The sequence below is a fragment of the Lysobacter arenosi genome (genome assembly GCF_016613475.2).
Taxonomy (GTDB): domain Bacteria; phylum Pseudomonadota; class Gammaproteobacteria; order Xanthomonadales; family Xanthomonadaceae; genus Lysobacter_J; species Lysobacter_J arenosi.
Genome location: NZ_CP071517.1, coordinates 1,613,479 through 1,627,507, shown reverse-complemented (window position 1 = coordinate 1,627,507; position 14,029 = coordinate 1,613,479). Strand labels below are relative to the sequence as shown.

Below are 14,029 nucleotides of genomic sequence, written 5' to 3'. Positions count from 1 at the left end.
GAGCAGGCCGCAATGAGCGAGAACCCGAACAACCCGGGCCCCTATGCCCCCCCGCCGCCGCCGCCGGAAGGCAACGTCAGTGGCATCTCGGCGGAGCAGCGCCAGTGGGCGATGTTCGCGCACCTGTCGGCGATCGCCGGTGCGGTGCTCACTTCAGGAATCGGCGGCTGGGGCACGTTCCTCGGCCCGCTGATCATCTGGCTGCTGAAGAAGGACACCATGCCCTTCGTAGAAGACCAGGCCAAGGAAGCGCTGAACTACAACATCACCGTGGCCATCGTGTTCTTCGCGCTGTGGGTGCTGGTGTTCATCACGTTGGGCATCGGCTTCCTGATCGCGATCCCGGCGTGGGTCGTCATCGGCGTGGCCTGGCTGGTGTTCACCATCATTGCCGCGGTGAAGTCGAACGAAGGCGTTGCTTACCGCTATCCGTTCACGCTGCGACTGGTGAAGTGACCCTGTCGTCCTGAGCCCGGTGAGGAACTGCTGCGAAGCAGTTCCTCACTCCGTCAACGATCGCGTTCGATCGCCAGTCGGCCCAATGCGGCCAGCGCGTCGGCACGCGCGCCGAACGAAGCCAGTTCGGCCGTCATCACCGCACTCAGTTCCTGCAATCGCGCACGCGATGCATCCAGGCCGATCAGGGCCGGGAACGTCGCCTTCTCCTGCGCCACGTCCTTGCCTGCGGTCTTGCCGAGGGTGGCGCTGTCGCCCTCGATGTCGAGGATGTCGTCGCGCACCTGGAACGCCAGGCCGAGTGCATCGGCGTAGCGGTCGAGGCCGTCGAGTTCGGCGACCGATGCGCCACCGCACAGCGCACCCATGCGTACCGCGGCGCGGATCAGCGCGCCGGTCTTCAGTGCGTGCAGGCGTTCGAGATCGTTGACCGACAGGGTCGCGCCGTTGCCGGTCGCTGCAAGGTCAAGCGCCTGTCCGCCGCACATGCCGGCGGCACCGGACGCCGTCGCCAGCGTGCGCAGCAGTTCAACCCGGATCTCCGCGGGCACGGGAGCGTTGGCCAGCACTTCGAAGGCCTGCGATTGCAGCGCATCGCCGGCGAGGATCGCGGTGGCCTCGTCGAAGGCGACGTGCACGGTCGGCTGGCCGCGACGCAGGGCGTCGTCGTCCATCGCCGGCAGGTCGTCATGCACGAGCGAATAGGCGTGGATCAGTTCGACTGCCACGGCCGGTGCGTCCAGCGCATCGGCATTGGCGCCGAGCGCGGCACCGCTGGCGTACACCAGCAGCGGGCGCATGCGCTTGCCGCCGAGCAGTACGGCATGGCGCATGGCGGCATGCAGCCGCTGCGGTGGCAGTGAAGGGTCGGGCAGGGCTCGCGTGAGCGCGGCGTCGGCGCGCTCGCGCCAGCCGGTCAGGTCAGTCATCGCTGGCTTCAGTCATCGCTGGTGTCAGACAGCGTGGGCGCCTGCGGCGACAGGGCGGCGAACGGCTCGGCGGCGGCCGGGTTCTGCGGATCGCTGAGCAGGCGCACGCGCAGTTCGGCCTGCTCGAGCGCGCTCTGGCAGCGGCGGTAGAGGCCCACGCCACGTTCGTACGCGGCGAGGGAGTCTTCCAGGCTCATCTCGCCGTGTTCCATCTTTTCGACGAGTTGTTCGAGCGCATCGAGCGACTGCTCGAAATCGCTCACGGGCGAGGCGGACGATGCGGCTTCGTTGGCAGTTTTTCGCGACATGGGCGAAGTTTGCGACCCGGCCCGGCGGGGGTCAATTGCCGCAGGCCGACAACGTGCCATGCGGCGCGGTTCCGCCGGCCCCGGGTGGCGTCAGGTCTCTTCCCACACCAGTCGCGCCCCGCGCTGGCGCAGCCAGGCATCGAACGACGCCGAACAGGCGAGGTCGGCGATGGCGAGCAACTGACCGCTGGCATCGCTCAGCAGCGGCAGGCGCTCGCGCTGCCACGGCGGAACTCCAAGCTCCTGCAGCAGGTGCTTGACGCTGTGCGAGTGGCTGCGGCCGGGCAGGACGAAGCGTTCGCCACCGTGGCGGGCGTGAACGATGACTTGCGCATCGAGAGAGGGCGCGCCTTCCAGCCTGAGCTGCCCGCCCTGCGGCAGCCGCAGCGGTGCCTGCCCATTCCATTCGCTGCGCCAGTCCTGCGGCATGCACGGCCGGATGACATCGGCATGCAGCAGGTCGCGCCAGCTGCGCACAGCCGCACCCTGCCAGGCGAACACCGCCTGCGCGTCGTCGGCGGCGACAAGCACGTCGGACTCGATGCGGGCAACGCCATTGGCAGGAAGCGCCGGCAGGCCAAGTGTGGCGATCCAGCGGCGCAGCACGCGTGCGCGTCGCGTCGCCGGCATCGCCAGCAGGCGCTGGCGCGACAGGCAGTGCGGATCGGCGGTCGCGGCCTCGGCCAGTGCCTGCGCATCACCGACATCGAGCAGTTCACCGGCCTGCGCCGACAGGCCTGCCGACTGCGCCAGTGCCGCATCGGCGTGCGGCCAGCGCTCGCGCAGCAGCGGCATCACCCGCTGGCGCAGGAAATTGCGGTCGAACGTGGTCTCGCTATTGCTGGGATCGTCGATCCAGGCCAGCGCATTGGCTTGTGCGTAGGCGAGCAGGTCGGCGCGTCCGTGCTCGAGCAGCGGCCGCCACAGCCGGCCGTGGCCGAACTCGCGCCAGCGCCGCATGGCCGCCAGGCCGTCGCTGCCGGAGCCGCGCAGTGCGCGCAGCAGCCAGGTCTCGGCCTTGGTCGTCGCGGTGGTGCGCCAGCGCGAGCACTTCACCGTCGGCGAGTGCTTCGGCGAAGGCGCCGTGCCGCGCAGCGCGGGCGGCCGCCTCCGGGCCATCGCCGGCGCGGACGACGTTGACACGCACCACCGTCAGCGGCACGTCCAGCGTTGCGCAGGTCCGTGTGCAGTGTTCTGCCCACACATCGGCCTGCGGGTGCAGGCCGTGGTGCACGTGCAGCGCCCGCAACGGTGACGGGCCGGCCGTGGCCGCCAGCAGGTGCAGCAGCACGCTGGAATCCAGGCCACCGCTGTAGGCCACGCACACGGGCCCGGCGGGGCGGTCGTGGAGGGCGGCGCGCAGGGCGGGGAAGGGGGGCTGGCGGCATGCGCCGATGGTGCCACGGCATTGGAATGCAGCAACCCATCGTTGGTGCTGTGTTGGCGTCGCCGCGGACGCACCATTTACCCGTACCTGCAATGCACCTTCATGGAGAGACGGCCTTGGCCCGCTTATTCGACCCCTTCGAGCAACGCTCGCAGACCCTGCGCAACCGCCTGGTAGTGGCGCCGATGTGCCAGTACTCGGCGGTCGACGGCGTCCCCAACGACTGGCACCTGGTGCACCTGGGCAGCCGCGCGGTCGGCGGCGCCGGGGCGATCATCGCCGAGGCCAGCGCGGTATCGGCCGAAGGCCGCATTTCGCCGGCCGACACCGGCATCTGGAACGACCGCCAGGCCGAGGCCTGGACGCGCATCGCCCGTTTCATGACCTGCCAGGGGGCGGTGCCCGGGATCCAGCTGGCCCACGCCGGACGCAAGGCCAGCGTGGCGCCGCCGTGGCTGGGTGGCATTTCCGTGTCGCAGGCCGATGGCGGCTGGACGCCGGTCGCGCCGTCGGCGCTGCCCTTCAGCGAGACCTCGGCGATGCCGCGTGCGCTCGACGAGGCGCAGCTGAGGAATCTCGTCGATGACTTTGCCGCGGCCGCATGGCGCGCGCTTGCCGCCGGTTTCCGCCTGATCGAGCTGCACGCCGCGCACGGCTATCTGCTCCACCAGTTCCTCTCGCCGTTGTCGAACAAGCGCGACGACGCCTACGGCGGCAGCTTCGAAAACCGCACGCGTCTGGTGCTGGAAGTGATCGATGCGGTGCGCAAGGTGTGGCCGGAGCGTCTGCCGATATGGCTGCGCATCTCCGCCACCGACTGGACCGACGGCGGCTGGGACATCGAACAGAGCATCGAACTGGCGCGGCTGGTGTCGACGCGTGGCGTCGATCTGATCGACGTGTCCAGTGGCGGCCTGGTGCACGGCGCGCAAATTCCGTTGCAGCCTGGCTACCAGGTGCCGTTCTCCGCGCGTATTCGCCGCGAAGCCGGCATCGCCACCGGCGCAGTGGGCCTGATCACCGAGCCCGGCCACGCCGAGTCGGTGATCGAACACGGCGATGCCGATGTGGTGCTGCTGGCGCGCGAACTGCTGCGCGATCCCTATTTCCCGCGCAGGGCAGCACGCGAACTCGAAGCCGATCTGCACGCGCCGGAGCAATACCTGCGCGCGTGGTAATTGCAGGCCTTCAGCGCGTCTCGATCTCGATACCGCCGACGAAGCGAGCCGCGACGTTGTAGATCCACGCGTACAGTGCGCCGGCAATGAAGCCGATCACGCCGTAGAAGATCGGCAGGACCACGATCGCCAGGGCGCCCAAGCCGGCGACCCAGGCCAGGCCGGGATCGGCCTGCGCCGCTTCCGCCATGCCGCCGACCGAGAACGACAGGAACATCAGCACGCCGGCGATCAGGCCGAACACGGCCGAGATGATGGCGAAGATCTTGGCAACCGACATCACGCGGACGCGGGTGATGACCATGGCAACGCTCCCGCCCGGCGGCAGGCCGGGCCCGGGCGCGAGTAATACCGGCGGCTGGGCGGTGCCGGTGTGAAGACGTCGTCCCGGCGAGGGGACGACGACAGACCTCAGGCGGCTTCGTCAGGCTGCTTCGTATGCGCCGTAGCTGCGCAGGCGACGGTAGCGACGGTCGAGCAGATCCTCGACCGGCAGTGCCTCGAGCGCATCGAGCTCGTTGAGCAGCACCGCCTTCAGGCGCGTGGCCATCTGGCGCGGATTGCGGTGGGCGCCGCCGATCGGCTCGCGCACCAGCTTGTCGACCAGTCCCAGGCCGAGCAGGCGCTTGGCGGTCAGGCCGAGCTGCTCGGCGGCGTCCTTGGCCTTGTCGGCCGACTTCCACAGGATCGAGGCGCAGCCTTCCGGCGAGATCACCGAGTAGGTGCTGTATTCGAGCATCAGCGTGCGGTCGCCGACGCCGATCGCCAGCGCGCCGCCGGAGCCGCCTTCGCCGATCACGGTGCAGATCACCGGCACCTTCAGCTCGCTCATCTCCAGCAGGTTGCGGGCGATGGCCTCCGACTGCCCGCGCTCTTCGGCGCCGACGCCGGGGTAGGCGCCCGGGGTGTCGATGAAGGTCAGGATCGGCAGGCGGAAGCGTTCGGCCAGCTTCATCAGGCGCAGCGCCTTGCGGTAGCCCTCCGGACGCGGCATGCCGAAGTTGCGCTTGATCTTGCTCTTGGTGTCGCGGCCCTTCTGGTGGCCGATGATCACCACGCTGCGGCCATTGATGCGGCCCAGGCCACCGACGATGGCGGCGTCGTCGGCATAGGCGCGGTCACCGGCGAGTTCCTGGAACTCGTCGCAGATGATGCGGATGTAGTCGTTGGTGTACGGGCGCGCCGGATGGCGGGCCAGCTGCGACACCTGCCACGGGGTCAGGTCGCGGAAGATCTGGGCGGTGCGGATGCGCAGCTTGTCCTGCAGCGCATGTACTTCGGCATCCACGTCCACGGCCGGCGCATTGCTGGCGTGGCGCAGTTCCTGGATCTTGGCTTCCAGGTCGGCGATGGGCTGCTCGAAATCGAGGTAATTCGGGTTCATGCGGGGGCCGTTGGCCGGAAAGCCGACAGTCTAGCCGAGGGAGGGCGACCGTACCGAGACGTGTGGCCTGCGCCGATCGGCCGGCCAAGACCGCCCAATCCCATCGATCACCGCCGATCGGCGCCAAACGGCCATGAAGTCGAGGCAATGAAGTCGTATTCATCGCCTGCCGGCGTCGGGGCGGCGCGGGCGCGTGCTTGAATCGCTCATGCCGCGCTGTAGCGGGAGGGGCGAGTCTTGGGAGCCGTGATGAAGGGACGTGCCAACGGATGGGGATGTGCCGCGGTGGCGGCGATGGCGTGCGTGCTTTCCGGCATCACGCCGGCGGTGGCCCAGGGCTGGCGGCATGTCGGCGCGGTCGACCGGGTCGAGGTCCAGGCCAAGGGTGCCGAGGTCGTCTCCGGCCCGGCGCGGGTACGCGTGACGGTAATCGGCGAGGGCGTGTATCGCGTCACGCTGGCGCCCGACGGTCGCTTCGACGAGACGCCGTCGTGGGCAGTCGTGCCGGGCGCGGCGCCGGCCAGGGTCGACGTCGCCGATGCGGCCGATGCGGTGAGGATCGCTTCTGGCGACGTCGTCGCCGTGATCCGCAAGCAACCGCTTCGCGTGGAATTTGCCGATCGCAGCGGACAGGTCCTGCTGGCCGACTCCGCGCAGATGCCGATGGCCTGGTCCGGCAGCCCGCACGGACCGCGCGTGCGCAGCTGGAAGGAGATGCCGGCCGATGCGCACTTCTACGGCCTGGGCGACAAGGCCGGTCCGATCGATCGTCGTGGTCGCGCCTTCACCCTATGGAACTCCGACGCCTACGGATGGCAGGGCCATAGCGACCCGCTGTACAAGTCGATCCCGTTCTTCATCGGCCTGCGCGCGGGAACCGCGTATGGGCTGTTCTTCGACAACACCTCGCGCAGCAGCTTCGACTTCGGCAAGGAGTCGGAGGACTACTTCTCGTTCGGCGCTGAAGGCGGCGCACTGGACTACTACTTCATCGCCGGCCCGCAACCGTCGCGCGTGCTGGAGCGCTACACCGCGCTGACCGGACGCACGCCGCTGCCGCCGATGTGGGCGCTCGGTTTCCAGCAGTCGCGCTACAGCTACAACCCGGAGAGCAAGGTTCGCGAGATTGCCGCGCAGCTTCGCGAGCACCGCATCCCCAGCGACGCGATCTACCTCGATATCGACTTCCAGCAGGGCTACGCGCCGTTCACCGTCGATCGCAAGCAGTTCCCGCACTTCGAGCAGATGATCGCCGACCTGCGCGCGCAGGGACTGCGCACGGTGCTGATCACCGACCTGCACATCAAGCACGCGCCGGGCACGGGGTACGCGCCGTTCGACTCGGGCATGGCGGCCGATGCCTTCATCCGCAACCCGGATGGCTCGCTGTACATCGGACCGGTGTGGCCGGGCGATGCCGTTTTCCCTGACTTCACTTTGACGCGCGTGCGCGACTGGTGGGGCGGGTTGTACCGCGAGTTCAGCGCAATGGGCGCGGCCGGCTACTGGAACGACATGAACGAGCCGTCGGTGTTCAACGTGCCCGGCAACACCATGTCGCCCGACGCAGTGCATCGCATGGACGACGGCAGCCAGCGCGACCACCGCGCCATACACAACGTCTACGGCATGCTCAATGCGCGCGCGACCTACGAGGGCCTGGTGAAGCTGCAGCCGGAGCAGCGTCCGTTCGTGCTCACGCGTGCCGCCTACGCCGGCACCCAGCGCTACGCCGCCACCTGGACCGGCGACAACAGCGCCACGTGGCACCACCTCGCACAGAGCACGCCGAACCTGCTGAGCCTGGGGCTGTCGGGCATGGCGCTGGCCGGTGACGACGTCGGCGGCTTCATCGGTTCGCCGCCGCCGGACCTGCTGACGCGCTGGTTCCAGCTCGGCGCGTTCAATCCGGTGTTTCGCAACCACGCCGCAACCGACACTCGTCCGCACGAAGCCTGGGTCGACGGGCCGCAGCATGAGGCGCTGCGTCGCCAGGCGATCGAGTTGCGCTACCGGTTGATGCCGTACCTCTACACCGTGGCCGAAGAGAACGCGCGCACTGGCCTGCCGATCATGCGGCCGGTGTTCCTGCAGTACCCGCAGGCGCAGGCGTTTTACGGCAACGACCGCGATTTTCTGTTCGGGCCGGATCTGTTCGTGGCGCCCGTCAGCGACGAACGCCTGGATGCGCACCAGATCGTGCTGCCGCCGGGCGAGTGGTATGCGTTCGGCACCTCGCAGCGCCATGTCGCGCAGAAGGATCCGATCAAGCTCGATCCGCGCCCGGCGACGACGCCGTTGTTCGCGCGCGCCGGCGCGATCGTGCCGATGCAGGCGGTGGTGCAGCACACGGGCGAGAAGCCGGCAGGGCCGTTGCAGCTGCAGGTGTACCTGCCCAGGGCCGAGGGCGAGTGCGGCGGGTCGCTGTATCAGGACGATGGTGAGAGCCAGGCCTACAAGGACGGGTCGCTGCTGCGTGTCGCGTATGCGTGCGAGGTGGCCAGACGCGGGGCGACGGTGACGTCGCACGTCGTGCACGACGGCTTCGCGCCGTGGTGGGGCGATGTCGAAGTGACGGTGTATGGCGTGGCGCGGAAGCCTTCGTCGTTGCGCGTTGACGGGAAGGCGGTGGGCGACTGGAGCTTCGATGCGCAGCAGCAGTCGGTCGTCATCCGCGTGCCGCAGGCCCGCCGTGACTGGAAGGTTGAGCTGAAGTACTAGGGCGAACGGTGCTGGTCAGTTGCCCTAGGGTTTCGCCAACGTAACCTTCACCGCCCTTACGCCCGGCGTCGATCGCAGCTTCGACGCCAGTTCCGCATCGATCCGCACCGACTGCGTGCCGTTGAGGTCGAGCATGCCCGCGCTGCCCTTGCGCACCAGCAGGTCCAGGCGGATCGGCGTCGAACCCGGGCGGTTGCCCGCCAGCACCGTATCGACGCGCTGCCACGTGCCCGGTTCGCGCAGGTCCAGCCGCAGCGACAGCCGCTGCGCATTGCGCGTGCACACCTGCTCGTAATCCCAGCAGCGCACCGCGCGCAGCGCGAAACCGCCGCTGAAGGTGTCCTCGCGCAGGTTGCCCTGGATCACCAGCAACCGGTCACGCACCAGCAACTGCGCGAACTCGCTGTAGGTCTCGTTGAAGAAGGCGCATTCGATGCGGCCGCGGCCGTCCTCGATCTGCACGAACATCTGGCTGTCGCCCTTCTTGCGCAGGCCGACGACCTGGCCGGCGACGACCGTCTCCACTTCCTGGCGCCAACTGCCGCGCGCAGGTTCAGGGCGGTTCTCCCAGATCTTCTCCAGCCCGGCCAGGTCGTTGCCGATCAGGCCGCGGACTTCATCGCGGTACGGATCGAACGGGTGGCCGCTGAGGTAGTGGCCGAGCGTGTCGCGTTCGCCGTTGAGGATCTGCGTCAGCGGCCACTCGTCGGTCTCAGGCAAGTCGATGTGCAGCGCCGGCGTCGTCGTGTCGAATCCGCCGAACAGCGAGACCTGTCCGGCCTCGCGCTCGCGCGCCAGCTGGTCGGTGGCCTTGAGCACTTCCGGCAGCTGCAGCATCAGGCTCGCGCGGTTCTTGCCGAGCTTGTCGAGCGCGCCGGCCTGGGTCAGTGCCTCCAGTGCGCGGCGGTTGAGCTTGCCGCTGTCGACGCGCTTGGCGAAATCGAGCAGGTCCGCGAACGGGCCGGCGCGGCGCGCTTCCACGATCGCTTCGCAGGCGCCGCGGCCGACGCCTTTCACCGCGCCGATGCCGTAGCGGATCGTGGTCGCGTCCTTGGCCTCGAACATGTACGCCGACTCGTCGACGTCCGGGCGCAGCACCGTCAGTCCCATCACCCGGCATTCGTCGAGGAAGGAGGTGACCTTGTCGGTGTTGTCCATGTCCGAGGACAGCACCGCGGCCATGAACTCCGACGGGTAGTGCACCTTCAGCCAGGCGGTCTGGTAGGCGACCAGCGCATAGGCGGCCGAGTGCGACTTGTTGAAGCCGTACTCGGCGAACTTCTCCATCAAGTCGAAGATCGGGCTGGCCTGGCGCGCGGCAATGCCACGCTCGGCGCAGCCGGCCTCGAACTTGGCGCGCTCCTTGGCCATCTCCTCGGGCTTCTTCTTGCCCATCGCGCGACGCAGCATGTCGGCGCCGCCGAGCGTGTAGCCGGCCAGCACCTGGGCGATCTGCATCACCTGTTCCTGGTACACGATGACGCCGTAAGTCGGCGACAGCACCGGTTCCAGCGATTCGTGCGGGTAGGAGACTTCGGTGTTGCCGTGCTTGCGGTCGACCCATTCGCGGTCCATTCCCGAGCCCAGCGGGCCGGGACGGAACAACGCGGCCAGCGCGATGATGTCCTCGAAGGTGTCGGGGCGCGCGCGCTTGAGCAGCTCGCGCATGCCGCGTGATTCGAACTGGAACACCGCGACCGTGTCGCCGCGCGCGAACAGCTCGTAACTGAGCTTGTCGTCGAGCGGCAGCGTGGCGATGTCGAGGGCAGGCTCGCCCGCGGTGGCGCGGCGCTTGTTGATCGCCTTCACCGCCCAGTCGATGATCGTCAGCGTGCGCAGGCCGAGGAAGTCGAACTTGACCAGGCCGACGGCTTCGACGTCGTCCTTGTCGAACTGCGTGACCGGGCTCTTGCCGCGACCCTCGCCGTCGTGTTCGGCGAACAGCGGGCAGAAGTCGCTCAGCGGACTCGGCGCGATCACCACGCCGCCGGCGTGCTTGCCGGCGTTGCGGGTGAGGTCCTCGAGGCTGCGCGCCAGGTCGAGCAGGTCGCGCACGTCCTCTTCGGCGTGGTAGCGCTGGATCAGCTCGGGCGAGGCGAGGTTGTTGTCGGACTTGGCCGCTTCCGATTCGCCCAGTGCATCGTCCAGCGAGATGCCTAGCGTGTTCGGAATGAGCTTGGCGATGCCGTCGACGAAGCCGTACGGATGGCCGAGCACGCGACCGCTGTCGCGCACCACGGCCTTGGCCGCCATGGTGCCGTAGGTGATGATCTGGCTGACGCGGTCGCGGCCGTACTTGCGCGCGACGTAGTCGATGACCTCGTCGCGACGGTCCATGCAGAAGTCGATGTCGAAGTCGGGCATCGACACGCGTTCGGGATTGAGGAATCGCTCGAACAGCAGGTCGTAGGGCAGGGGATCGAGATCGGTGATGCCCAGCGCCCAAGCCACCAGCGAACCGGCACCGGAACCACGACCCGGGCCGACCGGGATGTCGTGGTCCTTGGCCCAGTTGATGAAGTCGGCCACGATCAGGAAGTAGCCGGGGAACCCCATCTTGATGATGACGTCGAGCTCGATCTCCAGGCGCGCGTCGTACTCTTCGCGCGTCTTGCCCGGCGCGAGAGGTGCCTTCTCCAGGCGCTTGTCCAGGCCCTCGCGCGCGCTGTTGCGCAGCCACGATTCGATGGTGTGCTCGCTCGGCACCGGGAACGCCGGCAGCGCGTACTCGCCGAGCTTCATCTCGACGTTGCAGCGCGTGGCCAGCGAGACGGCATTGTCGATCGCGTCGGGGATGTCGGCGAACAGCGCCGCCATTTCCTGCGACGACTTCAGGTACTGCTCTTCGGTGTAGTCCTTGGGCCGCTTGGGATCGTCGAGGACGCGACCGGAGGCGATGCACACGCGTGCCTCGTGCGCCTCGAAGCCGTCGCGGTCGAGGAAGCGCACGTCGTTGCTGGCGATGACCGGGATGCCGCGCGTCGAGGCGGCATGCAGGGCGAACGAATTGAACGCGTCCTCGCCGTCGCGACCGGTGCGGGTCAACTCCAGGTGCAGGCGCTCGCCGAACGAGCCGCGCCAGTCGGCCAGCCAGGCCTCGGCCAGTTCGTGGCGGCCGCCCACGGCCATGCGTCCGGCCAGGCTATTGCGGCCGACCAGGGCGAACAGGCCGGCGTTGTCCTCGCGCAGCCATTCCGGGCGCAGGGCGACGCCGTCGGTGCGGTGCCCTTCCATCCAGGCGCGGCTGAGCAGGCGCGACAGCGTCAGGTAGCCGTTGCGGTCCCGGCACAGCAGGGTCATGTGCGAAGCGGTTTCGTTGCCGTCGGCCAGGCCGACGTCGGCACCGATGATCGGCTTGATGCCGGCGCCTTCGGCCGCCTTGTAGAACTTGACCGTGGCGAACAGGTTGTCGAGGTCGGTCAGCGCGACCGCCGGCTGCGACAGCGCCACGCAGCGTTTGACCATCTCGCCGATGCGGATCGTCGAGTCGGCGAGGGAGTACTCGCTGTGCAGGTGGAGATGAACGAAACGGGGTGCTGTCATGCTGTCCTGGACGTCGGGCGGCTCGGTCGAACCACGACCGGCGCGGCACAGGCCAGCCTATCAGTCCGGCCGGCGCGTACAAGCCTTGACAGCCTCCCGTCAGGCCATCCGTCCGGCCACGACACGGCACCGGTCAACTGACGCGGAACAACTGGGCCGGCAGGTTCCACGGTGCGTAGTGCTGCTCGCGAACCCACAGCATGTGCTGCCACAGCGCCAGCTCGTCGAGACGGTCGCGCACCCACGCTGCGCGCCTGGCCGGCGGTGGCCCGGCCGGGTGCTCGATGCGGCGGTACTCGCAGTAGTCGCGGTAGTCCTCGACGTCGTCGGCGAAGGCCGGCCAGGCCAGCTCGATCATCAGCACGTCGTCGAGCTGGCCGAGCACCGGCGTGTGGTCGGCGATCAGGTCGTCCTCGCGATCGATGTAGGCCAGCAGCTGGCCGATCCGCGCGCGCGTCGCCGCGTCGCTGTCCCAGTCCTCGTCGGCGAGCATCAGGCGCAGTTCGTGCACGCGCTGAAGGCGCGAATCGATGACGTCGTGGGCGTGGTCGGCCGGCAGCTTCAGCAGCCAGGCCGCCAGTTGCTGCATGCGGTCGGCGTTGACGCGCGGGGCGTCGGCGTGGATCTCGTGCAGCAGCTGGTCGAAACGTGCGACCGCCGCTTCGGCCAGCGGGATCTCGTCGGCGTAGCGACGCGCCTGCATGCCGCTGTACATGTGGTCGAACGGCAAGGGTTCGGGGGTGGGTGTCGGATGGTGCTGACGCATGACACACCTCGCTTCCGGCCGGGTGGTCTGGACTCGCATTGGCCGGCGGCGTGCGAGCCGGGAGTCCGATGATGCGCCCATGCCCGTGAAGTTTCTTCGGTCAATGGTGACGGTGACCGATGGCGTTGCAGACCCCGGACGCAAGGAGGCCGCCTTTCGGCGGCCTCCCGTGCTTTCCCAGGCGCCTTCGCAGGGGCCAGCTTGCTGGCGACCACGTCGGCGTCGCAGGTTGCCAGCAAGCTGGCTCCGACGATGCCGCCGTTCAGTGCACGCGGAACATGGACACTGAACCGGGCAGGTAGCTGCTCTCGCGGATCTGGCGCTCGTGCTCGGCATAGACCGCTTCCTCATAGCGCATCTGCTCCCAGTCCTTGCGGCCGAACTCGAAGGCGGCGACCGCGCAACCCCGGCGGTGCGCTTCCAGGCTGCGCAGGCGGACGTAGTCGAGGTAGTCCTCGACCTCGGCGAACACCTTCGGCCACGCGGCGTCGACCACGATCGCGTCGTCGAGACGGCCGACCTTGGGCAGCCAGTCCGGGATCAGGTCGTCGCGGCTGCGGGCATAGTCGACGATCAGCTGGGCGGTATCGACCGCGTCATTGGCCGGTTCCCAGCGGGCGTCGCCGACCATCTGTTCGACCGCGGCGATCCGGCGCAGGCGCTGGCGGATGCTCGGCGGCGAGAAGTCGTGGATGCTGCGATCGCACAATTCGCGGGCCGCGCTGGCCAGCTGGTCGGTGTCCAGCGACTGGGTCCGGCCGAGGCGGGCGAGCAGGCCGTTGAAGCGGTCGACATCGGCATTGCGCAGGTCGAAGCCATTGATGTTGTGGCGACGGCCCGAGCCTTCAAACGGCACGTCCAGGATGGTCGGCAGGGAAGCGGACAGCTGGTTCGGGTTGGAAATGATGGCGTTCATGACGGTCTCCGTGGGGGGGATGGCACCGTTCTTGCGGCGCCGGATCAGGTTCCTCCACCGGCAGACATGAGTCATGATGGCCGTGCGTGCCTTTCCTCATCGTCCGCTCTGGTTGATGAGGGCGCCATGAGGTTTTGCCGATGAATCCGAACGGGATGGCAGGCCAGGGCGGGCTAACCACCGAAAGTTACCGATTCGACGACATCGTGGTCGACGCGACCGCGCATACCTTGTCGCGTGCCGGAACACCCCAGACGGTCGAGCCGAAGGCCTTCGCGGTGCTGCTGCTGCTGCTGCGCCGGGCCGGCGAGCTGGTCGGTCGCGACGAACTTCTGGACCAGGTATGGGGGCACCGCCATGTCACCCCCGGCGTCCTGACCCGGGTGATCGCCCAGCTCCGTCACGCCCTGGGCGACGACTCGCAGCGGCCCCGCTTCATCC

The 14,029-nt window shown here is 68.5% G+C and carries 10 protein-coding genes and 2 pseudogenes; 4 read left to right on the top strand and 8 right to left on the bottom strand.

The genetic code is table 11. The annotated features are described in order from the left end of the window. Nucleotides 1–12 precede the first annotated feature (12 nt). Nucleotides 13–456, top strand: a complete 444-nt coding sequence (locus tag HIV01_RS07595; protein ID WP_280633591.1) for a DUF4870 domain-containing protein — start codon at nucleotides 13–15, stop codon at nucleotides 454–456. A 53-nt stretch (nucleotides 457–509) separates the two neighbouring features. Here HIV01_RS07595 and HIV01_RS07590 read toward each other — a convergent pair whose 3' ends face one another. From HIV01_RS07590 to tilS, 3 genes and pseudogenes are all read right to left on the bottom strand, one after another. Beyond that, nucleotides 510–1,385 (bottom strand): polyprenyl synthetase family protein, encoded by an 876-nt coding sequence (locus HIV01_RS07590; protein ID WP_200606076.1) that lies wholly within the window; start codon nucleotides 1,383–1,385, stop codon nucleotides 510–512. An 8-nt stretch (nucleotides 1,386–1,393) separates the two neighbouring features. Continuing rightward, complete coding sequence (locus HIV01_RS07585; RefSeq protein WP_200606073.1) at nucleotides 1,394–1,693, bottom strand: exodeoxyribonuclease VII small subunit; 300 nt, start codon at nucleotides 1,691–1,693, stop codon at nucleotides 1,394–1,396. 90 nt (nucleotides 1,694–1,783) lie between these two features. After that, nucleotides 1,784–3,056 (bottom strand): annotated as a pseudogene (tilS, locus tag HIV01_RS07580) (tRNA lysidine(34) synthetase TilS). 116 nt (nucleotides 3,057–3,172) lie between these two features. On the opposite strand from tilS, the gene HIV01_RS07575 reads away from it, so the two are divergent. Next, on the top strand, nucleotides 3,173–4,258 hold the full coding sequence (locus HIV01_RS07575) for an NADH:flavin oxidoreductase/NADH oxidase (protein WP_200606056.1): 1,086 nt from the start codon (nucleotides 3,173–3,175) through the stop codon (nucleotides 4,256–4,258). A gap of 10 nt (nucleotides 4,259–4,268) precedes the next feature. Here the strand turns inward: HIV01_RS07575 and HIV01_RS07570 are convergent, their stop codons facing one another. Beyond that, nucleotides 4,269–4,562, bottom strand: a complete 294-nt coding sequence (locus tag HIV01_RS07570; RefSeq protein WP_200606053.1) for a hypothetical protein — start codon at nucleotides 4,560–4,562, stop codon at nucleotides 4,269–4,271. Between the two features lie 120 nt (nucleotides 4,563–4,682). Further along, nucleotides 4,683–5,642: an acetyl-CoA carboxylase carboxyltransferase subunit alpha gene (locus HIV01_RS07565; protein WP_200606050.1), complete on the bottom strand. Its 960-nt coding sequence runs from the start codon at nucleotides 5,640–5,642 to the stop codon at nucleotides 4,683–4,685. 249 nt (nucleotides 5,643–5,891) lie between these two features. Here HIV01_RS07565 and HIV01_RS07560 point away from each other — a divergent pair, with 249 nt between their 5' ends. Continuing rightward, complete coding sequence (locus HIV01_RS07560; protein ID WP_200606048.1) at nucleotides 5,892–8,363, top strand: glycoside hydrolase family 31 protein; 2,472 nt, start codon at nucleotides 5,892–5,894, stop codon at nucleotides 8,361–8,363. A 24-nt stretch (nucleotides 8,364–8,387) separates the two neighbouring features. Here HIV01_RS07560 and dnaE read toward each other — a convergent pair whose 3' ends face one another. From dnaE to HIV01_RS07545, 3 genes are all read right to left on the bottom strand, one after another. Then, complete coding sequence (gene dnaE / locus HIV01_RS07555) at nucleotides 8,388–11,906, bottom strand: DNA polymerase III subunit alpha (RefSeq protein WP_207527134.1); 3,519 nt, start codon at nucleotides 11,904–11,906, stop codon at nucleotides 8,388–8,390. 133 nt (nucleotides 11,907–12,039) lie between these two features. After that, nucleotides 12,040–12,672, bottom strand: coding sequence for a YbdD/YjiX family protein (locus HIV01_RS07550; RefSeq protein WP_200606043.1), 633 nt, complete (start codon nucleotides 12,670–12,672; stop codon nucleotides 12,040–12,042). A gap of 262 nt (nucleotides 12,673–12,934) precedes the next feature. After that, a complete protein-coding gene (locus tag HIV01_RS07545; RefSeq protein ID WP_200606040.1) occupies nucleotides 12,935–13,588 on the bottom strand; it encodes a YkvA family protein in 654 nt (217 codons plus the stop codon). Between the two features lie 140 nt (nucleotides 13,589–13,728). Here HIV01_RS07545 and HIV01_RS18325 point away from each other — a divergent pair. Continuing rightward, a pseudogene (locus tag HIV01_RS18325) lies at nucleotides 13,729–13,998 on the top strand (winged helix-turn-helix domain-containing protein); the annotation flags it as partial. Between the last annotated feature and the right edge of the window lie 31 nt (nucleotides 13,999–14,029).